The organism is Streptomyces araujoniae, from assembly GCF_050871195.1.
Lineage (GTDB): Bacteria > Actinomycetota > Actinomycetes > Streptomycetales > Streptomycetaceae > Streptomyces > Streptomyces bacillaris.
The window spans coordinates 1912005-1934860 of sequence record NZ_CP194070.1 but is presented as its reverse complement, the minus strand read 5'-3'; the positions used below and the strand labels follow the sequence as shown (position 1 = coordinate 1934860).

Annotated in this window: 22 protein-coding genes and 1 other RNA gene; 10 read left to right on the top strand and 13 right to left on the bottom strand. The window is 74.2% G+C overall.

Annotation, left to right across the window (positions count from 1 at the left end):
* The first annotated feature begins 32 nt into the window (after positions 1 to 32).
* Entirely contained in the window at positions 33 to 980 is a 948-nt protein-coding gene (locus ACQ9ZG_RS08265; RefSeq protein WP_499280195.1) for a 3-oxoacyl-ACP reductase, read from the top strand.
* An 81-nt stretch (positions 981 to 1061) separates the two neighbouring features.
* Here the strand turns inward: ACQ9ZG_RS08265 and ACQ9ZG_RS08260 are convergent, their stop codons facing one another.
* Positions 1062 to 1235 (bottom strand): hypothetical protein, encoded by a 174-nt coding sequence (locus ACQ9ZG_RS08260; RefSeq protein WP_181398101.1) that lies wholly within the window; start codon positions 1233 to 1235, stop codon positions 1062 to 1064.
* A gap of 161 nt (positions 1236 to 1396) precedes the next feature.
* Positions 1397 to 2773 carry a hypothetical protein gene (locus ACQ9ZG_RS08255; protein WP_499280194.1) on the bottom strand — a complete coding sequence of 459 codons (1377 nt, stop codon included), beginning with the start codon at positions 2771 to 2773 and terminating at the stop codon, positions 1397 to 1399.
* 212 nt (positions 2774 to 2985) lie between these two features.
* Here ACQ9ZG_RS08255 and ACQ9ZG_RS08250 point away from each other — a divergent pair, with 212 nt between their 5' ends.
* The 5 genes from ACQ9ZG_RS08250 to ACQ9ZG_RS08230 all read left to right on the top strand — a co-directional run bounded on the left by ACQ9ZG_RS08250 (position 2986) and on the right by ACQ9ZG_RS08230 (position 8074).
* Complete coding sequence (locus ACQ9ZG_RS08250; protein WP_109916941.1) at positions 2986 to 4023, top strand: ABC transporter substrate-binding protein; 1038 nt, start codon at positions 2986 to 2988, stop codon at positions 4021 to 4023.
* 245 nt (positions 4024 to 4268) lie between these two features.
* Positions 4269 to 5105, top strand: coding sequence for a Nif3-like dinuclear metal center hexameric protein (locus ACQ9ZG_RS08245; protein ID WP_028415465.1), 837 nt, complete (start codon positions 4269 to 4271; stop codon positions 5103 to 5105).
* Positions 5102 to 5845, top strand: a complete 744-nt coding sequence (locus tag ACQ9ZG_RS08240; RefSeq protein WP_181006404.1) for a zinc ribbon domain-containing protein — start codon at positions 5102 to 5104, stop codon at positions 5843 to 5845. The genes ACQ9ZG_RS08245 and ACQ9ZG_RS08240 overlap by 4 nt, the downstream gene beginning before the upstream one ends.
* Entirely contained in the window at positions 5845 to 7251 is a 1407-nt protein-coding gene (locus tag ACQ9ZG_RS08235; RefSeq protein WP_499280192.1) for a bifunctional RNase H/acid phosphatase, read from the top strand. The genes ACQ9ZG_RS08240 and ACQ9ZG_RS08235 overlap by 1 nt, the downstream gene beginning before the upstream one ends.
* 34 nt (positions 7252 to 7285) lie before the next feature.
* Entirely contained in the window at positions 7286 to 8074 is a 789-nt protein-coding gene (locus ACQ9ZG_RS08230) for a sulfite exporter TauE/SafE family protein (RefSeq protein WP_109914121.1), read from the top strand.
* Positions 8075 to 8204: 130 nt separating this feature from the next.
* On the opposite strand, the gene eda is transcribed toward ACQ9ZG_RS08230, so the two are convergent.
* Positions 8205 to 8855, bottom strand: coding sequence for a bifunctional 4-hydroxy-2-oxoglutarate aldolase/2-dehydro-3-deoxy-phosphogluconate aldolase (gene eda / locus ACQ9ZG_RS08225; protein WP_028415468.1), 651 nt, complete (start codon positions 8853 to 8855; stop codon positions 8205 to 8207).
* Between the two features lie 130 nt (positions 8856 to 8985).
* On the bottom strand, positions 8986 to 9786 hold the full coding sequence (yaaA, locus tag ACQ9ZG_RS08220) for a peroxide stress protein YaaA (protein ID WP_028415469.1): 801 nt from the start codon (positions 9784 to 9786) through the stop codon (positions 8986 to 8988).
* Between the two features lie 462 nt (positions 9787 to 10248).
* Between yaaA and ACQ9ZG_RS08215 the strand changes: the two genes are divergently transcribed.
* Positions 10249 to 11697, top strand: a complete 1449-nt coding sequence (locus ACQ9ZG_RS08215; RefSeq protein ID WP_258311856.1) for an RNB domain-containing ribonuclease — start codon at positions 10249 to 10251, stop codon at positions 11695 to 11697.
* On the opposite strand, the gene ACQ9ZG_RS08210 is transcribed toward ACQ9ZG_RS08215, so the two are convergent.
* Both ACQ9ZG_RS08210 and ACQ9ZG_RS08205 read right to left on the bottom strand, forming a co-directional pair.
* Positions 11648 to 12709 carry a hypothetical protein gene (locus tag ACQ9ZG_RS08210; protein ID WP_499280190.1) on the bottom strand — a complete coding sequence of 354 codons (1062 nt, stop codon included), beginning with the start codon at positions 12707 to 12709 and terminating at the stop codon, positions 11648 to 11650. The two genes, ACQ9ZG_RS08215 and ACQ9ZG_RS08210, sit on opposite strands and share 50 nt — an antisense overlap.
* Positions 12706 to 13467 (bottom strand): MerR family transcriptional regulator, encoded by a 762-nt coding sequence (locus ACQ9ZG_RS08205; RefSeq protein WP_499280188.1) that lies wholly within the window; start codon positions 13465 to 13467, stop codon positions 12706 to 12708. The genes ACQ9ZG_RS08210 and ACQ9ZG_RS08205 overlap by 4 nt, the downstream gene beginning before the upstream one ends.
* A gap of 189 nt (positions 13468 to 13656) precedes the next feature.
* Here ACQ9ZG_RS08205 and ACQ9ZG_RS08200 point away from each other — a divergent pair, with 189 nt between their 5' ends.
* Positions 13657 to 14226, top strand: coding sequence for a Uma2 family endonuclease (locus tag ACQ9ZG_RS08200; protein WP_028415473.1), 570 nt, complete (start codon positions 13657 to 13659; stop codon positions 14224 to 14226).
* Between the two features lie 52 nt (positions 14227 to 14278).
* An RNA gene (gene rnpB / locus ACQ9ZG_RS08195) (RNase P RNA component class A) lies at positions 14279 to 14685 on the top strand.
* Between the two features lie 89 nt (positions 14686 to 14774).
* On the opposite strand, the gene bglS is transcribed toward rnpB, so the two are convergent.
* From bglS to ACQ9ZG_RS08175, 4 genes are all read right to left on the bottom strand, one after another.
* Positions 14775 to 15554 (bottom strand): beta-glucanase, encoded by a 780-nt coding sequence (gene bglS / locus ACQ9ZG_RS08190; RefSeq protein ID WP_028415474.1) that lies wholly within the window; start codon positions 15552 to 15554, stop codon positions 14775 to 14777.
* 352 nt (positions 15555 to 15906) lie between these two features.
* Positions 15907 to 16920: a LacI family DNA-binding transcriptional regulator gene (locus ACQ9ZG_RS08185; RefSeq protein WP_109915931.1), complete on the bottom strand. Its 1014-nt coding sequence runs from the start codon at positions 16918 to 16920 to the stop codon at positions 15907 to 15909.
* Positions 16921 to 17194: 274 nt separating this feature from the next.
* The gene (locus ACQ9ZG_RS08180) at positions 17195 to 18097 is read right to left on the bottom strand and encodes a glycosyltransferase family 2 protein (protein WP_018486834.1); all 903 of its coding nucleotides are present in this window, start codon (positions 18095 to 18097) and stop codon (positions 17195 to 17197) included.
* Positions 18098 to 18172: 75 nt separating this feature from the next.
* Positions 18173 to 18922 (bottom strand): GNAT family N-acetyltransferase, encoded by a 750-nt coding sequence (locus tag ACQ9ZG_RS08175; protein WP_258312211.1) that lies wholly within the window; start codon positions 18920 to 18922, stop codon positions 18173 to 18175.
* A gap of 97 nt (positions 18923 to 19019) precedes the next feature.
* Here ACQ9ZG_RS08175 and ACQ9ZG_RS08170 point away from each other — a divergent pair, with 97 nt between their 5' ends.
* Complete coding sequence (locus ACQ9ZG_RS08170) at positions 19020 to 20099, top strand: hypothetical protein (protein WP_499280187.1); 1080 nt, start codon at positions 19020 to 19022, stop codon at positions 20097 to 20099.
* 93 nt (positions 20100 to 20192) lie between these two features.
* On the opposite strand, the gene ACQ9ZG_RS08165 is transcribed toward ACQ9ZG_RS08170, so the two are convergent.
* From ACQ9ZG_RS08165 to ACQ9ZG_RS08155, 3 genes are all read right to left on the bottom strand, one after another.
* The gene (locus ACQ9ZG_RS08165; protein WP_109917239.1) at positions 20193 to 21050 is read right to left on the bottom strand and encodes a PhzF family phenazine biosynthesis protein; all 858 of its coding nucleotides are present in this window, start codon (positions 21048 to 21050) and stop codon (positions 20193 to 20195) included.
* A 278-nt stretch (positions 21051 to 21328) separates the two neighbouring features.
* Positions 21329 to 21808, bottom strand: a complete 480-nt coding sequence (locus ACQ9ZG_RS08160; RefSeq protein ID WP_018486830.1) for a lamin tail domain-containing protein — start codon at positions 21806 to 21808, stop codon at positions 21329 to 21331.
* Between the two features lie 163 nt (positions 21809 to 21971).
* The gene (locus ACQ9ZG_RS08155) at positions 21972 to 22727 is read right to left on the bottom strand and encodes an SDR family oxidoreductase (protein WP_028415479.1); all 756 of its coding nucleotides are present in this window, start codon (positions 22725 to 22727) and stop codon (positions 21972 to 21974) included.
* Positions 22728 to 22856 lie beyond the last annotated feature (129 nt).

Below are 22856 nucleotides of genomic sequence, written 5' to 3'. Positions count from 1 at the left end.
CGGCCACCCGACCGACGAAGTCGAGGAGCGCGATGTCACTTCCCCGCCCGCTGGACGGGCTCTGCGCGATCGTCACCGGCGCCGGCCGCGGCCTCGGCCGGGCCGAGGCCCTGGAACTGGCCCGGCTCGGCGCCGCCGTCGTCGTCAACGACTACGGACAGCCCGGCCGCGACGGCTCGGGCGAGGCGTCCGCCGCGCCCGCCGAGGAGGTCGCCGCCGAGATCCGCGCGGCGGGCGGCCGGGCCACGGCCCACCTCGGAGACGTGTCCGACCACGAACAGGCCCGCGAACTCGTCGAGTCGGCGATCCGCACGTACGGCACGCTGGACATCCTGGTCAACAACGCGGGCATCCTCCGCGACCGGATGATCTTCTCCATGACCGAGGACGAGTGGGACGCCGTCATCCGCGTCCACCTCAAGGGCCACTACAACACCACCCGCTTCGCCGCCGCCCACTGGCGCGCCCGCTCCAAGGAGACCGGCGGCCCGGTCCACGGGCGGATCGTCAACACCTCGTCCGAGGCGTACCTCGCGGGCTCGGCGGGACAGCCCAACTACGCGGCGGCCAAGGGCGGCATCGTCGGCCTCACCACCTCCACCGCCCTCGCCCTCGCCAAGTACGGCGTCACCGCCAACGCCATCTGCCCGCGCGCCCGCACCCGGATGACCGAGGACGTCTTCGCGGGCTTCCAGGAACCGGCCGACGGCACCCTCGACGCCCTCGCCCCCGAACACGTCTCCCCGCTCGTCGGCTACCTCGCATCGCCCGCCGCGGCCGGGGTCAACGGACAGCTGCTCGTCGTGCACGGAGGCATGGTCGCGATCGTCGAACGCCCCAGGGTGGCGGCCAGGTTCGACGCGGCGAAGGAGACGTTCACCTACGCCGAGCTGGACGGACTGCTCACCCCGTACTACGCGGACCGCCCCCGGGGCGAGACCTTCGCGGCGGCCGAAGTGCTGGGCCTGAAGCGGGAGTAGGGGAGCGGCGGCCCGCAACAGGCGGGCCCGGTACGGCTGTCCGCCGTACCGGGCCCGTCCGTCACGTTCTGCGCCTCCTGCTCAGGCCGCCCGCGAGTCCTCCGGGGCGGGCCTGCGGTGGCGGCCGTGCGGCTGCACCGAGGTGTTCTCCATCGACGCACCCCCTCGGTGCTTTCCGGAACCGCCGGTCGCGGCCCCTTCCGCGTCGCCCCCCGGCGTGCGCGGCGTGGTCGAGTCGGTTCGGGCTTCGGACATCTGGGAAGTCACCCCGTTGTGATCGCTTGCCTGGTTCGCACGCGGATGTTCCTGTGCACCCGCGTGTGTGGTGCGTGTACCGCGGGCCCCGCCTCCGCCGCCCGACGCGGTCACCGTCGGTGCCCGTCCGGTACGGCTGCGCAGCCTGAAGAGCCCCGAGTCTAGCCAGTCGACGCGACCCGGTGCAGCGGCGCCTGCCCCAGGGGAACCGGCTTACACACGGCAGGAGGGGCGGCGGCCGCGGACGGTTCCGTTCCGTGTCCGCCGCCCGCCGTGCCGCCCGGCTCCGGGGGCGGTTCCTCGTCGCCCGGGGCGTCGAGCAGCGCCACCCCGCAGGGCGTCGAGGGGGTGGCGTACGGGAGGTGCAGCACGCCGTCCCGGCTCCAGAAACCGGCCCCCGCCGACCAGCCCTCCGGCGCCGCGAACTGGTGCAGCCGCCGCCCCTGCGGACGCCAGATCCCCACCCAGCTCCCGGCCGGCCCGTCCACCCGCAGCGCCACGGCGCAGCTCTCCGGCATCAGCATCTGACCCGGCTGCACGGCGAACGGCGTCACCGCCCCGTCCGCCGGACGCAGGCACTCCGGGAAGCGGACGGGCAGACAGCTGCCCAGCACGCCCCAGCCGAGCCGGTCGTGGCCCGGGGCGTTCGAGCGGATGAGGAGCAGTCCGCTGTCCGGGTCGGCCAGCAGCAGCCGGTCGTCGCTCGCGGGCGCGATCTGGAGCAGCGGGGTCACCTCGCCGTTCCGCTCCAGGTCCACGGCGACCGCCTTGACCGGCCCGCCGCCCGCCGGCCGCCGGTCCAGGGCCAGCATCCGGCCCGCCCGGTCCAGCCAGACCCCGCCCGAGCAGTGCCCGGGCACCTCCGCGACCAGCTCCGGCCCGAAGGAGCCCCCGGCCACCAGCCAGAGCAGCGAGGAGTGGTCGCCGGCGGTGAGGCCGTACACGCTGCGGCCGTCCGGCGAGGGCGGCAGCAGCACCATCCTCTCGCACTCGACCGCGCCGAGGGCCAGTTCGCCGGTGGCCGGCCCGGTCGGATAGAGCAGCGAGAACATCTGACGGTCCGCCACCCGCCGCCGGATCAGCACCCGCCCGTCGGCGAGCGGCACCACCTGCGCGTCCGGCTCCTCGGGCTGGTTGAGCGGCAGCGGTACGGCGTAGGGCTCGGGCCCGTCCAGCGTCCAGCGCTCCGGGTACCAGGCCCGCTGCCCGCCGGGCGGAACGGGCGCCGCCGTCAGCCGCGCCCCGTACGCACCGTCCGCGGTGAGCGTGAGGACGTCGGGGGCGGTGGGCGCGCCGGGGGCGCGGGGTACGTCGGGTGCGGTGGGCGCACCGGGGGCGTGGGGCGTCCCGGGAGCACGGCCCCCCGACCCGCCGGCTTCCCCCGCCCCGACAGGTTCCCCCACCCCGCCGGGCCCTCCTCTCCCGCCGGTCTCCTCGGCCTCGCCGGGCCCGTCCGGGCCGGGGCCCGCCGTCTCAGGGCCGGGGTCCGCCGCCGTGGCGGCCCCGGCGGTTCCGCCCTCGATGGCACAGGCAGTCATGGGCTCGTCACCTCCGGCTACGAAAGCTAGTTTTCGCACGTCCAGCCGAACAACACGTGCCACCGCACTTCACACATAAGGGTGGCGATGCCCGGATTCTCCTGAGGCGGCGAGGGCGGGTGTGCTGGCGGAGGGGGCCCATGCCTATGGTGAGGCAGCCCTAACCGAACAGACGTGCCCCGTGCACGTACGCGCACCAGCAGGAGCAGACGATGTCCCTTCGGCCTCGCGGCACCGCCGCAGTCGCCCTGGCGGTCGCCGCCGCCCTCTCCCTCTCGGCCTGCGGGAGCGGCGACGGCGGGGAGGCGGCCAAGGGGGACGCGGGCGGTGACAAGAAGGCGGCCGCCGCCACCGGCGGCAAGGACTTCGCGGACGCGGCGCGGAAGACGGCGGCGTACGGCACCGAGGTGGAGCCGGGCGTGTTCCCCCGTACCGTCACGCACGCCCTGGGGAAGACCGAGATCAAGGCGGCCCCGAAGCGGGTGGTCGTCCTGGACGTCGGCGAGTTCGACAACGTGGTCTCGCTCGGCATCGAGCCCGTCGGCTACGCGCCCAGCGAGGGCGACGCGGCCATCCCCTCGTACCTGGCGAAGGGCGCGGGCAGCCCGAAGAGCGTCGGCACGATCAACAGCCTCAACCTGGAGGCCATCGCGGGGCTCCGGCCCGACCTGATCCTCGGCAGCCAGCTGCGCGCGGCCGACCAGTACGACGAACTGTCCAAGATCGCCCCGACCGTCTTCTCCATCCGCCCCGGCTTCACCTGGAAGGAGAACTACCTCCTCAACGCCGCCGCCCTGGACCGCACGGAGAAGGCCCACTCGGCGCTCGCCGCCTACCAGGCGAAGGCGGAGAAGCTGGGCAAGGACATCGGCCCCGACAAGCCGACCGTCTCCATGGTCCGCTACATGCCCGACCGCCTCCGGCTCTACGCGAAGGGGTCGTTCATCGGCACGATCCTGGAGGACGTCGGCCTGCCCCGCCCGGAGAACCAGCAGATCGACGACCTTGCCACCGAGATCAGCCCGGAGCGGATCGACGAGGCGGACGCCGACTGGATCTTCACCGGCGTCTACGGCGACCCGAAGGCGACCCAGCGCGACACCGCCCGGGCCAACCCGCTCTGGAAGAAGCTCGACGCGGTGAAGGAGGGCCGGGCCAAGGACGTCTCCGACGAGACCTGGTACCTGGGCCTCGGCGTCACCGCGGCGGGCCTGGTCCTGGACGACCTCCGCGCGGACCTGGTGAAGTAGCCGTCCGCGAGCGGGGGCGGGCGAAGCGACGGCCCCGCGCGGAGCCAGGTGACGCACCCGCCTCCGGGCCCGTCCGCCTGAGCGGCTGCCTCCGGCCCCTACGCCGGAGCGGTCGCCTCCGCTGCGACCCGGTGACGTGCCGGAGCGGCTTGCTGAAGTAACGATTCGTGTCCGGCCGCCGGCCCGGGCGTACCGGTCCGGCGGCCCGGGGCGGCGGGCCTGCCCGGACAGGTAGCCTTTCCCCCGTGCCCCGTCTGTCTGAAGTCCTCGCCGCCCTCGACGCCCTCTGGCCCCCCGAGCGGGCCGAGGGGTGGGACGCGGTCGGCACCGTCTGCGGCGACCCGGACGCCGAGGTCGACCGGGTGCTCTTCGCCGTCGATCCCGTCCACGAGATCGTGGACGAGGCCCGGGAGCTCGGCGCCCAGCTGATCGTCACCCACCACCCGCTCTATCTGCGCGGGACGACGACGGTCGCCGCCGGCACCTTCAAGGGCCGGGTCGTCCACACCCTCATCAAGCACGACATCGCCCTCCACGTCGCGCACACCAACGCCGACACCGCCGACCCCGGCGTCTCCGACGCCCTCGCCGCCGCCCTGGACCTGCGGGTCACCGGACCTCTCGTACCGGACCCCACCGACCCCCACGGGCGGCGCGGACTCGGCCGGATCTGCGAGCTGGACCACCCCGAGACCCTGGCCGCCTTCGCCGCCCGCGCCGCCGCCCGGCTCCCCGCCACCGCGCAGGGCATCCGGCTGGCCGGCGACCCGGAGGCGCAGCTGCGGACCGTCGCCGTCAGCGGCGGCTCCGGCGACAGCCTCTTCGACGCCGTACGCGCCTCCGGCGTCGACGCCTTCCTCACCGCCGACCTGCGCCACCACCCGGCCTCCGAGGCCGTGCAGCACTCGCCGCTCGGCCTGGTCGACGCCGCGCACTGGGCCACCGAGTGGCCCTGGTGCGAGCAGGCGGCCGCGCAGCTCGACGCGATCTCTGACCGCAACGGATGGGACCTGCGGGTCCACGTCTCGAAGCAGGTCACCGACCCCTGGACCACCCACCATTCCTCTGGAGCCCCCAACTGAACGCCGCGCCCGCCGACCAGATCCGACTCCTCGAAGTCCAGGCACTCGACGTACGCCTCGCCCAGCTCGCCCACAAGCGCGCCTCGCTGCCGGAGCACGCCGAGATCGAGCAGCTCAGCAGCGACCTCGCCCAGCTCCGTGACCTGCTGGTCGCCTCCACCACCGAGGAGAGCGACACCAGCCGCGAGCAGACCAAGGCCGAGCAGGACGTCGACCAGGTGCGCCAGCGCGCCGTCCGCGACCAGCAGCGGCTGGACTCCGGCGCGGTCTCCTCGCCGAAGGACCTGGAGAGCCTCCAGCGCGAGATCGCCTCGCTCGCCAAGCGCCAGGGGGACCTGGAGGACGTCGTCCTGGAGATCATGGAGCGCCGCGAGGCCGCCCAGGAGCGGGTCGCGGAGCTGACCCAGCGGGTCGCCGCCGTCCAGGCCAAGGTCGACGACGCCACCGCCCGCCGGGACGCCGCCACCGCCGAACTGGACGCCGAGGCCGCCACGGTGACCAAGGACCGCGAGGTCGTCGCCGAGGTCATCCCCGCCGACCTGATCAAGCTGTACGACAAGCTCCGCGCCCAGCAGGGCGGGGTCGGCGCCGCCCGCCTCTACCAGCGCCGCTGCGAGGGCTGCCGCCTGGAGCTGAACATCACCGAGGTCAACGAGGTGAAGGCCGCGTCCCCCGACACGGTCCTGCGCTGCGAGAACTGCCGCCGCATCCTGGTCCGCACCGCGGAGTCGGGCCTGTAATGAGCGCTGTCCGCCGCCTGGTGGTCGAGGCAGACGGCGGCTCCCGGGGCAACCCGGGACCCGCCGGTTACGGTGCGGTGGTCATCGACGCGGCCACCGGCGAGACGCTCGCGGAGGCCGCCGAGTACATCGGCGTCGCGACGAACAACGTGGCCGAGTACCGGGGCCTGATCGCCGGTCTGACGGCCGCGAAGGCGCTCTTCCCGGATGCCGGGACCACCGGTCCTGAGCTGCGGGTCCACGTCCGGATGGACTCCAAGCTGGTGGTCGAGCAGATGTCGGGGCGCTGGAAGATCAAGCACCCCGACATGAAGCCGCTGGCGGCCCGCGCCGCCGCGGTCCTGCCGCCGTCCTCCGTCACGTACGAGTGGATCCCGCGCGCGCAGAACAAGCACGCGGACCGGCTCGCCAACGAGGCGATGGACGCGGGCCGCGACGGCCGGCAGTGGGAGGCCGCCGCCTCCACCGCCGAGCTGGACGCCCCCGCCCGCACCCCGCTCCCCGACCGGGGCCCGCCCGGCGACGCGGCGGCGGGCGCGGCGAGGGCCCGGGCCGCGCTGGCGGCGGCGCGGGGCGGTACGGAGGCGGGAACGCTGTTCGAGGTCGGGGAAGAGGGACCGCAAGCGCCCGGCTCGACAGCCTCCGAGCCGACCCTCCCTGAACCGACGGCCCCCGAGCCGACGGACGCGGTCGCGGTCGCCGGGGCCGCGGCGGCATCGTCGTCGTCCGGCACCGCCGCCACCCCGGCCCCGCAGGTCGGCTGGGCCGCCGCCCCCGACCTGGGCGCACCCGCCACCTTCGTCCTGCTCCGGCACGGCGAGACCGCGCTCACCCCCGAGAAGCGGTTCTCCGGCAGCGGCGGCACCGACCCCGAACTCTCCGCCACCGGCCGCGACCAGGCCGCCCGGGCCGCCGCCCACTTCGCGGCCCTCGGCACCGTCCAGGAGATCGTCAGCTCACCGCTGCGCCGCTGCCGGGAGACCGCCGCCGCCGTCGCGGACCGCCTCGGCCTGGAGGTCCGCGTCGACGAGGGCCTGCGCGAGACGGACTTCGGCGCGTGGGAGGGGCTGACCTTCGGCGAGGTGCGGGAGCGGTACGGGGACGACCTGACGGCCTGGCTCGCGGACCCGGAGACCGCGCCGACGGGCGGCGGCGAGAGCTTCACGGAGGTCGCCACCCGGGTCGCTGCCACCCGGGACCGGCTGACCGCCCGGTACGCGGGCCGCACGGTCCTGCTCGTCACCCACGTCACCCCGATCAAGACACTGGTCCGGCTGGCGCTGGAGGCCCCGGCCCAGGCGATGTTCCGGATGGAGCTGTCGGCCGCCTCGATCTCCACGGTCGCGTACTACGGGGACGGCAACGCCTCCGTGCGGGTGCTCAACGACACCTCGCACCTGCGCTGAGGGCCGCGGGGTCCCGATGGACGGGATGGACGGGATGGACGGGTGGACGGCGGTGCTCGGCTTCGCCGCCGGGCTGCTGATCTCGGTGGTGACCGCGCCGGTCGGGGTGTCGGGGGCGGTGTTCCTGCTGCCGGTCCAGGTCAGCGTGCTCGGGGTGCCGAGCCCGGCGGTCACCCCGACGAACCTGCTCTACAACGTGGTGGCCGGCCCCGGCGCCCTGCTCCGCCACCACCGGAACGGCGGGCTCCGCGGCCCCCTGACCCGGCTGCTGATCCTGGGCACGGTCCCCGGGGTCGTCGCCGGCGCGTTGATCCGGGTCCTCGCGGTGCCGGGCCCGTCGGTGTTCCGGCTGCTCATCGCGGTGCTGCTGCTCCCGCTGGGCGGCTGGCTCTGCCTCCGTACGCTGCACCGCGCCGCGCGCACGAGGGGCCCGGTCCGGGAACCCTCGCCCCGGAGCATCACCCGCCTCGCCCTGGCCGTCGGCGTGGCGGGCGGGATCTACGGGATCGGCGGCGGCTCGCTCCTCGGCCCGATCCTGGTCGGGCGCGGCATGCCGGTCGCGAAGGTGGCCCCGGCCGCGCTGGCCGCCACCTTCGCGACCTCGGTCGTGGGCGCGGGGACGTACGCGCTGCTCGCCCTGACGGTGACCGGGGACATCGCCCCGTACTGGACGCTCGGCCTGGCCTGCGGTCTGGGCGGCCTCTGCGGGGGATACCTGGGCGCGCACCTCCAGCCCCGGCTGCCGGAGACGGTGCTGCGGCTGCTGCTGGGGGTGCTGGCGCTGTCCATCGGCGGGCTGTACGCGGTGCAGATCCTGCGGTGAGGCGTCGCACCCGGTGAGCGCCGCCGCTGCCTCCCCGGGGCTCGGCCCCCTGCCACTCCGCGGGCGCAGGCTCCCGGACCCGCTCCCTCTCCCCGGGAGCAGCCCCCAGCGCCTCCGCCTCTCTTGGGGCTCAGGCCCCCAGAGCCGCCGCCTCCGCCGCGAGCCGGGCCACCCGGTCCCAGTCCTTGGCGGCCACCGCGTCTCCCGGAACCATCCAACTGCCGCCCACGCAGGCGACGTTCGGCAGGGCGAGGTAGGCGGGTGCGGAGGCGAGGGAGATCCCTCCGGTCGGGCAGAACCGGGCCTGGGGGAGCGGGGCGGAGAGGGCCTTGAGATAGGCGGTGCCGCCCGCCGCCTCGGCCGGGAAGAACTTCATGTCGCTCACCCCGCGCTCCAGCAGGGCCACCACCTCGGAGGTGGTCGAGACGCCGGGCAGGAACGGCACCCCGGCCCCCCGCATCGCCTCCAGCAGCGCGTCCGTCCACCCCGGGCTGACCAGGAACCGGCCGCCCGCCTCGACGGTGTCCCGTACGTGCTGCGGCGAGATGACCGTACCGGCCCCGACGACCGCGCCCGGCACCTCGGCGGCGACGGCCCGGATGGCGTCGAGCGCGGCGGGCGTCCGCAGGGTCACCTCGATCGCCGGAAGCCCCCCGGCCACCAGCGCCCGCGCCAGCGGCACCGCGTCGGCCACGTCGTGCAGGACGACGACGGGGATGACGGGGGCGAGATCCAGTACGGAGGTGTCGGAGGGCGCGGCGGGCGGCAGGGAGGAGGTCATGGCCCCATCCTGCCGCCCGACGGCATCTACTGCAACGCACGTTGCAGTAGATGCAACGCTCTCCTCTGGTGGGTGCAACGCCTTCCCTCGGTGGGTGCAACGCCCTCCTCCGGTGGGTGCAGCGCCTCCCTCAGTGGATCTCCGTCACCACCACATCGAGCGACCACGGCCGCCCGGCGCGTGCGGGGGCCTCGGCCTCCACCACGTACCCGAGGTCGCGCAGCGCCTCCACCAGCTCCGCCGGGTTCTTCGGCCGGGCCCCCGCCGACAGCAGGTCGCGGACCAGCCGCCCCTTGGTCGCCTTGTTGAAGTGGCTGACGACGGACCGCTTCTCCACCCCGTCCACGATCTGCGACTGGAGCACCCGCACGCTCGCCGTCCGCGCGGCGACCTCGCCCTTGGGCTTCCAGGCGGAGGCGTAGGCGGAGGACCGCAGATCCAGGACGAGCCCGCCCCCGGCGGCCTCGGGCAGGACCGCCTCCATGGGCGTGCGCCAGTACGCGCCGAGCGCGCCGAGGCCGGGGAGCTTCACGCCCATCGAGCAGCGGTACGGCGGAATCCGGTCCCCGATCCGGACCGCGCCCCAGAGCCCGGAGAAGACCAGCAGCGAGGATGCGGCGAGGCGCCGGGCGCCCGCGTCCAGGGAGGCCAGACCGAGGGCGTCGTACAGCACCCCGGTGTACAGCTCCCCGGCCGGCCGGGTCCCGGCGGTCCGCAGCTCCGCGTTCTTCCCCACCTCGCCCCGCAGCCCCACGCTCAGGCCGAGCACCTCACGGGCCTTCTCCTCGTCCGCCTGGCACAGCTCCACCAGTTCGTCCAGGACCGCCGCCCGCCCCTCGGCGAGCCCCGGCAGCGAGAGCGACTCCGGCTTCAGGGGAGCCCCGCGCCCCGAGGCGGCCTTTCCTTCGGAGGGCGGCAACAGCACGAGCACGGCGGTTCTCCTTCGTACGCACGACCGGTCGGCCCCCGGTGGCGTGCGGGCGCGCCGGGACCCCCGGCAAGGGTACGGGGCGTGACGGGGCCGCCGGTACGCCACCGGGGCCGACGGGCTTGGGGTGACGGCTCCCGGACGGTGGACCGGGTGCGGGCGCCCTGCCACGACGGCTTTCAGACGCCGTACGCGTCCAGGTGCCGTACGCGTCCAGGTGTCGTACGGGCCCGGGGCCGGCCGACTCGATGGTGCTGGCCGACTCCATGGTGCTGGTCGGCGCCCCGTCCACGGGGCCGCGCGGGTGCCCTGCCGCGACGGCTTCCGCGTGGCGTACGGCCCCGGGCCCCGGCGCCGTACAGGAGCACATGCGCCGGCCCCGGCCCCGGCGCCGTACGGGAGCACGTGCGCCGGCCCCGCGCCCGCCCGGATGCCGCTCGCCGTCCCCCGGCCTACGCTCGGTCCATGCCCCGCCGTCAGCTGCGTATGACCGGAGCGGCCGACTGTTCGCTCCGGGCCGCCCTGCGCGACCTGCGGACCGAGCTGGACCTGCCCGCCGCCTTCCCCGCCGAGGCGATGGCCGAGGCGGAGGCGGCCGTACGGGACCCCGGGCTCTCGGCCCACGAGGACGCCACAGGCCTCCCCCTCCTCACCATCGACCCGCCCGCCTCCACCGACCTGGACCAGGCGATGTACCTGGAGCGCCGGCCGGGCGGGCGCGGCTACCGGGTGCACTACGCCATCGCGGACGTCGCCGCCTTCGTCCGGCCGGGAGGGGCGCTCGACGCGGAGGCCCACCGCCGGGTCACGACCCTCTACTTCCCCGACGACCGCATCCCCCTCCACCCCACCGTCCTCTCCGAGGGTGCGGCCAGCCTGCTCCCCGGGGAGGTCCGCCCGGCCGCGCTCTGGCGCATCGACCTGGACAGCGACGGACAGGCCACCGCCACCGACGTACGCCGGGCCCTGGTCCGCAGCCGCGCCAAGCTCGACTACGCGGGCGTGCAGCGGCGGATCGACGCCCGCACCGCCGAGGAACCGCTCGCCCTGCTCCGGGAGATCGGGCGGCTGCGCGAGGAACAGGAGCTGGCCCGCGGCGGCATCTCGCTCGACGTCCCCGAGCAGGAGATCACCGGGCACGACGGCTCCTACGGCCTCGCCTACCGCGCCCCGCTCCCCGCCGAGGCCTGGAACGCCCAGATCTCGCTCCTCACCGGGATCGCCGCCGCCCACCTCATGGCCCAGACGGGCACCGGCATCCTGCGCACCCTGCCGATCGCCCCGGACGGGGCCGTCGCCCGGCTGCGCCGCTCCGCCCGCGCCCTGCGCGTCGACTGGCCGCACCACGTCCCGTATGCCCGGATCGTCCGCTCCCTCGACCCGCGCCGGAGCAACCACGCGGCGTTCCTCCAGGAGTGCACCACCCTGCTGCGCGGCGCCGGCTACACCGCCTTCGACCACGGCGAACTCCCCGACCCCGCCGTCCACGCGGCCGTGGCCGACCTCTACACCCACTGCACGGCCCCGCTGCGCCGCCTGGTCGACCGGTACGCCGCCGAACTCTGCCTCGCCGCGACCGCGGGGAAGGAGCCCCCGGAGTGGGTACGGGAGGCGCTGCCCGCCCTCCCGAAGGAGATGGCCGAGGGGACGCGCCGCGCCGGCACCGTGGAGCGGGCCTGCGTCGACCTGGTGGAGGCGGCGCTGCTGGAGGGGCGGGTCGGCGAGCTCTTCGACGCGTACGTGATCGATGTCGGGGACCGGAACCCGGCCACCGGCACGGTCCACCTCCGGGACCCGGCGGTCGTCGGCCGGATCGAGGGCGGTACGGCCCCGCTCCCGCTGGGGGAACGGCTGCGGGTCCGGCTCACCCGGGCGGGCCCGGAGGCGAGGACGGTGCTGTTCGCTCCGGCGTGACGGACGTGACGGACGTGACGGACGTGACGGACGTGACGGACGTGACGGACGTGACGGACGTGACGGGCGCACCGGGCATGTCGGGTGCACCGTGCGTGACGGGCGTGAGCGGTATGACGGGCATGTCAGGTGCACCCGGTACGACGGGTGCGTCCGGTGGGACGGGTGCGTCCGGTGTGAGCGGCCTCCGCGAGAGCGCGGCGACCGCCGCCCGGGGATCGTCCGCGTGGAACCGGAGCGTGCGGGCGCTCCCGCTCCGCCCCAGCGGCCGGACGAACTCCACCGGCTCCGCCAGCTCCACCGTCACCGTCGTCCGGCTCCCCACCGCCAGGTCGAGACCCCCCTTCCCGTCGACCCGTACGAGCCCACCGCCGTCGTAGCGCCGCTCCACCCGGGCGGCGGTGATGAGGGAGGCGGGCACCCGCAGGTCGAACAGGGCGCCGTAGCGCAGCCGCAGCGAACCGTCTGCCTCCACCACATGTGGCCGGGTCACGCAGGCCGCGTGCAGGGCGACGACGAACACCGTCCCGTACACGCCCACCACCAGCAGGATCAGGTGGACCAGCGGCCAGGGGACCACCAGGGCCAGCACCACGGTCTCCAGGACGGAGGCGGAGAAGAGCACCCACATCGTCCCGGTCTGCGGCTCGGTGTACGAGAAGGGCAGCGCCCCTGCGGGGATGCGGTGCCGATGGCGTACGGACCACACCCCCAGACTGTGCAGCGCCCGCAGCTCGTGCACCATCAGCCGTCGCACGGCCACCGGCACCACGGCGCGCACCGCCGACGACGCGGCCGCCCGCCGCCCCTCGCCGGCCCGCCGCCGGGCCGTGTACAGCGGCCACATCACGGCGGCCTCCAGCACGAGCACGCCCACGACGAGCGCCTCGACCGCCAGCAGGACCGCGCCGGTGACCCGTACCCCGCCCACCAGGCAGACCAGCAGCGCCACTTCGGCGGGCAGCACCACCCACAGGGCGGCCCGGGCCGCCCGCCGGGCCGCCGCTCTCACACCGACCTCCCCGGCGTCGCGCGGACCCGGGCGGCCAGCGCCTCCATCACCCGGCGCACCACCTCGCGCTGCGCGGGCGGATAGTCGTCGAGCAGCGCCCGCCCCCACCCCGCCGCCGACGGCTCGCCCTCCGGGATCATCGCCAGGACCTCGTCCGGTACGGCGGCGGCGAGGTCGGCCGCCAGGGCGGGGACCCGGGGGTCGTCCGCCGGGGCCCCGGCCAGCTCGTCGAGCCGCTCGTACAGCACCGCCACCCCGGGGTCGTCGGCCAGCGGCCGCAGCGCCGCGTACAGCTCCGACCCGGCACCGCCCCCGCCGCCCGCCGCGTCCAGCAACAGCAGATGCTCCCGGTCCTTCGCCGCGGCCGGCGACCCGGCGGCGGGCGCCCGCTCCAGCAGCGTGGCCAGGGCGGGGGAGAGCGGCCCGTCCGAGGCGGGCGGCGTCTCCAGCAGCGCGGCGAGCACCCGCCGCCGCTCCCCGATCTCCCGCTCCTGCCGGGCCAGGTCCGCGTCCAGCTCCCCGAGCACCTCGGCCGGCTCCCGCCCCGCGTCGTCCGCCAGCACGTCCCGCACCTCGTCCAGCGAGAGCCCGATCTCGGTCAGCCGCCGGATCCGCGCCAGCAGCACGGCATCGCGGACGGTGTAGGCCCGGTAGCCGTTCGCCCGCCGGGAGGGTTCGGGCAGCAGCCCGATGTGGTGGTAGTGCCGGACGGCCCGGGAGGTGACTCCGACGAGCGCGGCGATCTCTCCGATACGCATGAGGCCAGCAAAAACCATGACGCCGCGGCAAGGTCAAGCACCGGCTTCGGCCGACGGACCCCGGAGCCTTCCGTCCACGCGGCACGGAGCTGTGCCACGATCGGGGGAAGAACTCCCATCTCACGGACGGCTGGTCCCCCGATGTCCCAGTCTGGCGAGCGACCGAGGAAGGGGCGTGACATGACTGCCATGGCGCACGAGCCGCTCACGCAGGCGGAAGTCCTTCTGGAGGGCTTCCTGGCCCTGGACACGCCGGAAGGCTTCCGGGCGGAACTGATCGAGGGGGAGATTGTCGTGACGCCGCCGCCGGACGGGGACCACGAGGACTACATCGGGCTGATCGTGGACCAAGTGGCGAGGCGTGCCCGTACGCGCATGCAGTTCTCCGGGAACAAGGGTCTCAAGCTCCGCAGCGGCGGAGGCTGCCCGAAGAACCACGCGATCCCCGACGGCACGTTCGCTCCTCTCGAACTGAGGCTCTTCCGCGGCGCCGACCCCTGGATGCCCTGTGAAGGCGTCGCCCTCGTCGTCGAGGTGACCTCCACCAGGCCCCAGGGCGACCGCGAGGCCAAGCGCCGCTGCTACGCGCGCGGAGGCATCCCGCTCTACCTCCTCATCGACCGGGACGCCGCCTCGGTGACGCTGTTCAGCGACCCGGAGGGCGACGACTACCGCCAGCACCTCACCATCCCGTACGGAAAACCGCTCCCGCTCCCCGAGCCCTTCGGCTTCGACCTGGAGACGGCGGACTTCGGCTGAGGGGCACCGGCCGACCTGTCGGTCCGCCCGGTAGGATGGCGATCACGGCAGACGAGCCGTGCGGACGGCCGCGTGAGGATCCCCGGATCCTCCCGAGGAACGTCCGGGCTCCACAGAGCAGGGTGGTGGCTAACGGCCACCCGGGGTGACCCGCGGGACAGTGCCACAGAGAACAGACCGCCCGGGACCTCGGTCCCGGGTAAGGGTGAAACGGTGGTGTAAGAGACCACCAGCGCCTGAGGTGACTCAGGCGGCTAGGTAAACCCCACCCGGAGCAAGGTCAAGAGGGGCCGTTCCAGCGATGGACGGCCCTGCGTGAACGTCCGAGGGCTGCTCGCCCGAGTTCACGGGTAGACCGCACGAGACCGGCAGCAATGCCGGTCCTAGATGGATGGCCGTCTCCCCGGCCGCCGCGAGGCGACCGGGCGACAGAACCCGGCGTACAGCGCGACTCGTCTGCCGGGAGAGCCCCTGACCGGTTCGACGCCGGTCAGGGGCTCTCCCGCTGTTTCCCCGCCCGGTTCCTCCGCCGGAGCCGGTTGCCCGACTCAGTACTTCGTGTACTTGATCCAGTCGTAGCTCGCGGTCAGCGGCGTGCCCGGGTAGGTGAACCGGCCGAGCCAGTCGTCGACCCCGATCCCGGGCCACAGGTTGGTCATGATGCGCATCGGACGGGTGGGGAGCGGGCCGCGCGAGCCGTTCTCCTGGTGGACCAGCCTGCCGTCCACGAACCAGTTGATGGTGCCCTGGTTCCACCACTCGATGGCGTAGTCGTGGTACCCGGCGGAGGCGTCGAACCCGAGGTCGATGACGGTCTCGTGGCCGCCGACCCCGTTGGTGAAGTAGTTGGTCTGCATCTGGCGGGTGTTCTTGCCGAGGATCTCGACGTCGATCTCGTCCCAGGGCTGGCCGTCGCTCGGTCCGGTGTAGGTGAAGAACCCGGTCACGACGCCCTCGCGCTTGACCGCCTTCAGCCGGGCCTCGAAGCGGCCGTACGAGTAGAGGTCGTTGGTGCGGTACTCGCCGGAGGCGTAGGGCTTGCCCGAGCAGCCGGCGGGGCAGGTCGCGACGTCGAGGTTCTGGCCCATGACGCCGCCGTTGAACCAGGTGTGGTCGGCACGCCAGCCGACGTTGAACATGCTTCCGTTGGACCAGCCGTCGGCCTTGCTCCAGCGGGCGGTGTCGTGGAAGTCGAAGTGGTCGGTGAAGCTGCCGCCGACGGCGTGCGCGGGAGCGGTCATCGGCTGGAGGACCAGTGCGAGCGCGGCGAGCGGAGCGAGCAGCCAGCGACGGGTGAGGAACCGACGTGATGCCGTGGGGGAGTGCATTGCGGCCTCCTTGCGCGGGGGGAATCCGTGCGGGACGGGAGCGGCGTCCGCCGACGGCGTGACCGTGTGGGGAGGGCGCCTCGGACGCTTCGCGGAAACTGGGAGCGCTTCCAGAAAGTAGCAGCGCATCACTACCACGACAAGGGGCGGGGAGGGCATCAGGAAAGCTGGAAGCGCTACCGGTTTGGGTGCCTACCCGCCTACCGGGGCCGGCCGGTGGGCAGGAGCGCGTCCCCCTCCACACCGGTCGGCCCGCGGACTTCGGCCCCCGGGCATCGGCTCCCTCGGGCAGCAGCCCTTGAGATACCGGCCTTTCAGATGCCGGCCCTCCGGCCCTTCAGGTACCGGCTGCTCAGGTACTGGAACGCTTCACCAGGTGCGTGGGCAGGATCAGCGGCCCGGAGGCGCGGCCCGCGATGAGGCCGACGAGCATCCGGGCCATCTCGCGGCCCAGGCCCCGGATGGGCTGGTGGACGGTGGTGAGGGCGGGTTCGGTGATCCGCGCGATGTCGAGGTCGTCGAACCCCACCACAGCCACGTCCTCGGGCACCGCCCGACCGGCTCCGCGCAGGGCGCGCAGCGCGCCCGCCGCCATGTTGTCATTGGCGGCGAACACCCCGTCCAGATCCGGATGCGCCCGGAGCAGCCGGGTCATGGCGGCGGCTCCGGCGGCTTCGGAGAAGTCGCCTACCTCGGGCGGCAGGGGCGTCAGGCCGGCAAGCGTCATGGCTTCCCGGTAGCCGCGGTTGCGGGAGTCGCTCACCTCGGTGTCCAGCGGCCCGCAGATCGTGACCACGCGGGTCCGCCCGAGGCCGAGCAGGTGATCGGTCGCGTCCCGTGCGCCGCCGACGTTGTCGATGTCCACGTAATGGCGCGGTTCGAAGCCCACCGGGCGTCCGCCGAAGACGACCGGCAGCGGACTCTCCCCGGCGATCCGGGCCAGGGGGTCGTCCTCGTGCAACGCCGTCACCATCACCCCGTCGACGGCCCGGGAGCGCACCAGCCGTTCCACTCGCTCCCGGCCGCGCGGGGTGGCGGCCACACACAGCATCATGTGCAGGTCCGCCTCCTCCAGAGCGGCCGCCACCCCTGCGATGACCTGCCCGAAGAACGGATCGGTCAGCACCTCCGGGTCGTCCCGCGAGATGACGAGCGCGGCCGCTCCCGCCTGACGTGTGGCGAGCGCGCGTGCCTTCGGATTCGGTACGTAGCCGAGCTTCCGGACCGCCTTCTCGACGGACTCGCGCTTGGCCCGGCTGACATGGGGGGCGTTGTTGATCACCCGGGAGGCCACCGACCGCGACACACCGGCCAGCGCGGCCACTTCGTCCAGCGTGGCGTGATGGCGGGGCGGTTCCTCGGCCATGGACGCGGGCCCTCCTTCGCGGCGGATGTGGAAGCCCTTCCATTGTGACCGGTGGAAGTGGCGTGCCGACGGGATCGGGAGACCGGGACCGGGGAGACCTGGGCCGGGGTGACCTGGGCCGGGGTGACCTGGACCCGGCCCTCCCGGGACGCTGTCCGGGAAGGGCTGCCTGGGAGGGCTGCCCGGGAAGGCTCCCGGCCGGACGGTCGCTCCGTCGGACAGGATGGCGCCGGGGTCTGATGGCCGAGGGCCGAGGGCCTCGGCTGCCGCAGGGTCAGATGACCGGCGGGCGGCCCAGTCTCGTCATCCGCCACACCGTCGACCAGCGCATCGGCCGCCGGTCACCGCACGGGGTGCGGACGCCCTCCGCGAACCCGCCCGCCCAGGCGCGCAGCCCCTTGGGGTCGCGGGTGCGGGCCAGGGTGAGCAGGGTCCAGGTGGAGAGGTAGGCCGGGACCAGGGGGAGGGGCAGGTTGCGGCGGGCGAGCCAGACGCGGTTGCGGGCTGTCATCCGGTAGTACACCGCGTGCCGGGCGGGGGACGTCTTCGGGTGCTGGAGCAGCAGCTCCGGCTCGTACAGCACCTTCCACCCCGCGTCCAGCGCCCGCCAGGCGAGGTCCGTCTCCTCGTGGGTGAAGAAGAACTCCGCGGGCCACAGCCCCGTCTCGGCCAGCATCTTCATCGAGAACGCGTGGCCCCCGCCGAGGAACGCCGTCACCTGGCCGCCCCGCATCGGGTCGCCCGCCCGCAGCCGGGGCACGTGCCGGCGCTGGGTCTCGCCGTGCTCGTCGGCGATCCGGAAGCCGACGATGCCGAGCCGGTCGTCGGCGGCGAAGTGGTCCCGGACCCGGCGGAAGACGTCCTTGTCGACCAGGAGCCCGTCGTCGTCCAGCTCGATCACCACGTCCACGTCACCGATCTCGGCGAGCCGGCGCAGCCCCTCGTTGCGGCCGCCCGGGCAGCCCAGGTTCTCCGGCAGCTCGATGGTGGTCACCCCGCCGTCGAGATCCTCCAGGCCGGGGGTGGCGGCGTAGTCCGGAAGCGCCGTCCCGTTGCCGATGATCACGAGTCGGGTGGGCCGGACGTCCTGCATCGCGACCGACGCCAGCAGCGCCTCGACCGCCTGCGGGCGGTCCCCCATGGTCACGATGGAAACGCCGATGCGTGGTGCGGACAAGTTCGGTACTCCTGGGCTCGGCTGCCGTACGGCTGCTGGTCGGCAGCGGTGCCCGCGATCGTAACGCCTCGGTGTTCAGTCCGCGGTTACCGCCCGGCCATCCACAGGCCCGTCGGTGTTCAGCAGCCCGTAGACCGCCATGTCGCGCCGCTCGTCCCCCACCCGCTGCCAGCCGCGCAGCAGCCCCTCGCGCCGGTAGCCGACGTCCACGGCGATCCGGGCGGAGGCGGTGTTCCAGGGTTCGACGAAGAGCTGGAGGCGGGGGATGCCGAGGTCGCGCAGGGCCCAGCTCGTCACCGTACGCAGGGCGGCGCGGGTCACCCCCTGGCCGCGCCCGGAGGGGACCATCCAGTACCCGATCGAGGCCCGCCCCTCCGGCAGCTCCCGCAGCCAGAGCCCGATGGCCCCCACCGGCCGCCGGTCCCGTGAGCGGACGATCGCGAACGGGTACCCGGCGCCCGTGGCCGCCCGCTCCCACTGCCTGCGGACGAACGCCTCGGCGGCCGCGTCCGAGTAGCGGGCCGGGACCGTCGTGATGAGGGGGATGTACGGGTCGTGGGAGGCCTCGCGTACCAGCGGCAGATCGCTCATCTCCCAGGGGCGCAGGACGAAGTCCGGACCGGCGGACATGCTGGGGACGGTCACCGGCTCCCGACCGGCCGGGGCGCCGGCCTCCGCCTCCGCGTCCAGGTCCGCCTCCGCCTCCGGGGCCGGGTGCGCATGCGGGTCCGCGCCCGGGTCCGTCTCAGTGGCGGGACCCGGATCCGTCGCGGCATCGGCGAGGGCATCGGGCTCCCGCGGGGCATCGGGCTCGGGGGCGGCCATGCCCGTATCCTCCCGCGATCGACGCGGTTCCGCCCATCGGCCCGCCGGACACCGACCGGCCTCACCGCCACCGAAAGGGCGGCGATAAAATGACGGAATGATATTCAGCAAGGCCGGTTTCGGGGGAGCGGTCGCGGACTTCGAGGGCGCTGTGGTGGCCCAGGACGCGAAACGGTCCGGCAAGGCGTTCATCCGGCTGCAGGAGACCTTCGGGCGGGCCGGGGAGACCGAGCTGTTCGCCGGTGGCCCGCGCCTGGCCGCCGTACTGGAACGGGTTCCGCCCGGCCCCCGCGCCGTCGTCGCCGTACTCGTCGGGGCCTGTGTCGAGCGCGGCGCCGACGCCGAGCGCTGCGCCCCGGGCGTACTGGCCGGGCTGCGGACGGCACTTGAGGGGGCCGTGGCGTTCGGCGAGGCGTGGGCGGCGACCGGGGGCGGCCCGTTCCCCGTCCCGGACGACGGGGAGCCGGGCGAGGAGATCGTCGAGCGGACCGGGTTCGCTGCGGCGGTGGGCTGGTGGACGCTGAGCCAGTGGGAGACGGCGGCGGTCGCCCTCCTGAACCACCGGGCGGTACGGGCGGGGCTGGGCGGGGCGGCGGTGGCCGAGGGGCCGGACGACGCGACCGTACGCGGGCAGGCCGGTGGCCGCCGGGGCGAGCTGCTGCGGCTGCTCGCCGCCGTGGCGCAGGCGTCCGGCCAGGAACTGCGGTCCCTCTCCTACGCGCTCCAGGTGCTGGACGACGAGCCGCTCGTCGTCCTCCACCGGCCCAGCGCCACCGGCTATCTGCTCCGGCTCTCCGGCATCGGCGACAACTTCCAGCTGCACACCCTGCTCGCCGACGCGCTCATAGGCGGCGGCCATGTGGCGGGGCGCGCCCCCGCTCCGCAGGAGGTCGCCGTCTGCCGGGAGACCCCCGGGCAGGTGGAGACCCAGGGCTCCTTCGAGTTGGTCGCCCCCGGCGGCGACCGGCTCTGGAACGAGGGGAGCCCCGCCGGCATCCCCGTCGTCGACGGCGTACGCCTGCTGGTGCTGGACGAGCCGTCCTACGCGCGCACCTGGCCCGCGGGCCGCTTCTTCCCGGGCATGCGCGGCGACCTCATCCTGGAACGCGCCCTCGAACCGGAGGAGACCGAGCGCTGGTTCGCCCGCGTCTCCCCGGCGGGGGAACTGACCGTCTGACCGGGGCGCTTCGGTCTGACCGGGGCGCGTCCGTTTCCGGAGGGCCGGCGGAGTGGGGCCCGTAGGTCAGGCGAGCCGGACAGCGCCCGCCGATCAGCCGCCGATCCGGGCCCCCGTCCCGGCGACCCTGACCCGGGCGTCCCCCGCGCGCAGCTCGACCGTGAGGGTGCCGGGGCGGCCCATGTCCGCGCCCTGGTGGAGCGTGAGCACGGCCGTCTCCGGGGTGAGCCCCAGCTCGCGTGCGTACGCGCCGAAGGCGGCGGCCGCCGCTCCGGTCGCCGGGTCCTCGACCACCCCGCCCACCGGGAAGGGGTCCCGGACGTGGAAGACCTCCGCTGTCTCGCGCCACACCAGTTGGAGGGTGGTCAGGTCGAGCCGGTGCATCAGCGTTTCGAGCCGGGCGAAGTCGTAGGCCAGGTCGGCCAGACGCTCCCGGGTCGCCGCCGCCAGCACCAGATGGCGGGCGCCCGCGTAGGCGATCCGGGGCGGCAGGGCCGGGTCGAGGTCGGTGGCCGGCCAGTCCAGGGCGGCCAGCGCCTCCGCCAGATCCGCCGCGCCGATCTCCGTGACGTGCGGGGTCACGCTGGTCAGGGTGGCGCGCAGCTCCCCGTCCTCCCGGACCACGGTGACCGGCACCGGGCCCGCGGCGGTGGTGAACTCCAGCTCGCCCGGACCGTCCCGTTCGGCCAGCGCGACGGCCGTGGCGACCGTGGCGTGGCCGCAGAAGGGGACCTCGGCCCTGGGGCTGAAGTAGCGGACGGTGTACGCGCCGTCGCCGGTCCGCCCGGTGAGGAACGCCGTCTCGCTGTACCCCAGCTCCGCCGCGACGGCGAGCATCCGTTCCTCGTCCAGTCCGGCCGCGTCCAGGACGACACCCGCGGGGTTTCCGCCCTCGGGGTCGGCGGAGAAGGCGGTGTAGCGCAGGACCTCGGGCGCGGGATCGTGTGTCATGGAGCAGTCCAACCCCGGTACGGGTCCCGCCATTCCCGGAGCCTGTCCCGTCCGTCCGCCCGTGCGCCCGCCGGTCCGGCACGGTCTGCCCCGCCGAACAGCTCCCGTCCGGCCTGTCCCGTGCGGTCCGGCCTCTCCCGTCCGGCCTCTCCCGTCCGGTTCGGCCCGTCACCCCGGCCCGTCACCCCGGGCCCCCCGGGCCGTCCCCCCCGGGTCCTCCCCGTACGGCTGCCGCAGTCCCCCCGAACCGCGGCAGCCCCGCCATCAGCGCACGGGCGTCAGTGGCAGTTCTTGAGGCCCTTGTTCTTCGGGGTCGACTTCCCCCAGGAGCAGGAGGCCTGGAGCTTGCCGTTCGGCTTGATCAGCCGGGCCTTGTCGCCGGTGTTGTTCCAGACGTACGAGCCCCGGTTCCAGTGCACGGTGCCCGAGACGTTCTTGCCCTTGCCGGTGCGGAGCTTGACGGTCTTGCCCGCGCCGATGGTGTAGCTGCCGAAGGTGTAGGTGAAGCCGGTGTTGTCCTTCACCTGGTAGCCCTTGAGCTGGACCTTCTGCTTGCTGTTGTTGTGGATGTTCACCCACTCGGCGTTCAGCGACTTGTTCGTCCGGTCGTCCTTGCCGGGACCGTCGTACTGGATGGCGCCGAAGTGCAGCCCGCCCTTGTGGGCGGCCGCCGTGGCCGGTGCCGCCGTGGCGAGGAGCGAGCCGGCCAGTGCGGTGGCGGCGGCCAGGGCGATCGGCGCAGCGGTGCGTATGCGCATGCGGTGTTCCTTCTGTGTCGTTCTGGTGAAGGTGAAGCAGGATGTGATCATACGGTCAGTACGCGCTTGCCGGTCCGGGAGTGCGGAAATCCGCAAAGTCGGTCTCTCTGCGGCAAGTTCGGGCAGAAATGATCACATCTGAAACCTGGTGCGGCCACGCCCCTCAGCCCCGCCCCACGTACGGCATGTTCGTCGCCATCACCGTCAGGAACGGGATGTTCGCCTCCAGCGGCAGCCCCGCCATGTGCACCACGGTCCGCGCCACATCGGCTGCCGCCATCACCGGCTCCACCGCCGGCTTCCCGTCGGCCTGGAGAATGCCCGTCTGCATCCGCTCGGTCATCTCGGTCGCCGCGTTGCCGATGTCGATCTGACCGCAGGCGATCCGGTACGGCCGCCCGTCCAGCGCCAGCGACTTCGTCAGCCCGGTTATCGCGTGCTTGGTCGCCGTGTACGCCACCGAGTGCGGGCGCGGCGCGTGGGCGGAGATCGAACCGTTGTTGATGATCCGGCCGCCCTGCGGGTCCTGCTCCTTCATCAGCCGGTACGCCGCCTGCGCGCAGAGGAACGCCCCCGTCAGGTTCACGTCCACCACCGCCCGCCAGTCCGCCGTGGCGAGGTCCTCCAGCGGTACGCCTCCGGGCCCGAACGTGCCCGCGTTGTTGAACAGCAGGTCCAGCCGCCCGAACCGCTCCCGTACGGCGGTGAAGAGCGCGTCCACCTCGTCCTCGTCGGTCACGTCCGTGGTGACGCAGAGCGCGTCCGGGGAGCCGGCCGCGGCCGCGGTCTCCGCCAGCGGCTCCGCCCGCCGCCCGGCGAGCGCGAGCGACCACCCCGCACCCGCGAGGGCGAGCGCGACGGCCCGCCCGATCCCCGAACCGGCACCCGTGACTACAGCGACGCGTCGATCAGTGTTCATGGCCCGGGAGCGTACGGGAGGCGTCCGGCGGCGGGCGGGAGGTGCCAGGGGGTGGACGCGGTGCCGCCGGGCGGCGCTTCGAGAAGGAGGGCGGGAGGTCCCGAGGCTTCGGGGAGGGCCGCGCATCGG

Excerpts from the sequence above, each read along its gene's own strand:
- ACQ9ZG_RS08265 (WP_499280195.1), top strand. The coding sequence starts at position 33 with ATGTCACTTCCCCGCCCGCTGGACGGGCTCTGCGCGATCGTCACCGGC.
- ACQ9ZG_RS08260 (WP_181398101.1), bottom strand. The coding sequence starts at position 1,235 with ATGTCCGAAGCCCGAACCGACTCGACCACGCCGCGCACGCCGGGGGGC.
- ACQ9ZG_RS08255 (WP_499280194.1), bottom strand. The coding sequence starts at position 2,773 with ATGACTGCCTGTGCCATCGAGGGCGGAACCGCCGGGGCCGCCACGGCG.
- ACQ9ZG_RS08250 (WP_109916941.1), top strand. The coding sequence starts at position 2,986 with ATGTCCCTTCGGCCTCGCGGCACCGCCGCAGTCGCCCTGGCGGTCGCC.
- ACQ9ZG_RS08235 (WP_499280192.1), top strand. The coding sequence starts at position 5,845 with ATGAGCGCTGTCCGCCGCCTGGTGGTCGAGGCAGACGGCGGCTCCCGG.
- ACQ9ZG_RS08230 (WP_109914121.1), top strand. The coding sequence starts at position 7,286 with ATGGACGGGTGGACGGCGGTGCTCGGCTTCGCCGCCGGGCTGCTGATC.
- eda (WP_028415468.1), bottom strand. The coding sequence starts at position 8,855 with ATGACCTCCTCCCTGCCGCCCGCCGCGCCCTCCGACACCTCCGTACTG.
- ACQ9ZG_RS08215 (WP_258311856.1), top strand. The coding sequence starts at position 10,249 with ATGCCCCGCCGTCAGCTGCGTATGACCGGAGCGGCCGACTGTTCGCTC.
- ACQ9ZG_RS08205 (WP_499280188.1), bottom strand. The coding sequence starts at position 13,467 with ATGCGTATCGGAGAGATCGCCGCGCTCGTCGGAGTCACCTCCCGGGCC.
- ACQ9ZG_RS08200 (WP_028415473.1), top strand. The coding sequence starts at position 13,657 with ATGGCGCACGAGCCGCTCACGCAGGCGGAAGTCCTTCTGGAGGGCTTC.
- bglS (WP_028415474.1), bottom strand. The coding sequence starts at position 15,554 with ATGCACTCCCCCACGGCATCACGTCGGTTCCTCACCCGTCGCTGGCTG.
- ACQ9ZG_RS08185 (WP_109915931.1), bottom strand. The coding sequence starts at position 16,920 with ATGGCCGAGGAACCGCCCCGCCATCACGCCACGCTGGACGAAGTGGCC.
- ACQ9ZG_RS08175 (WP_258312211.1), bottom strand. The coding sequence starts at position 18,922 with ATGGCCGCCCCCGAGCCCGATGCCCCGCGGGAGCCCGATGCCCTCGCC.
- ACQ9ZG_RS08170 (WP_499280187.1), top strand. The coding sequence starts at position 19,020 with ATGATATTCAGCAAGGCCGGTTTCGGGGGAGCGGTCGCGGACTTCGAG.
- ACQ9ZG_RS08165 (WP_109917239.1), bottom strand. The coding sequence starts at position 21,050 with ATGACACACGATCCCGCGCCCGAGGTCCTGCGCTACACCGCCTTCTCC.
- ACQ9ZG_RS08160 (WP_018486830.1), bottom strand. The coding sequence starts at position 21,808 with ATGCGCATACGCACCGCTGCGCCGATCGCCCTGGCCGCCGCCACCGCA.
- ACQ9ZG_RS08155 (WP_028415479.1), bottom strand. The coding sequence starts at position 22,727 with ATGAACACTGATCGACGCGTCGCTGTAGTCACGGGTGCCGGTTCGGGG.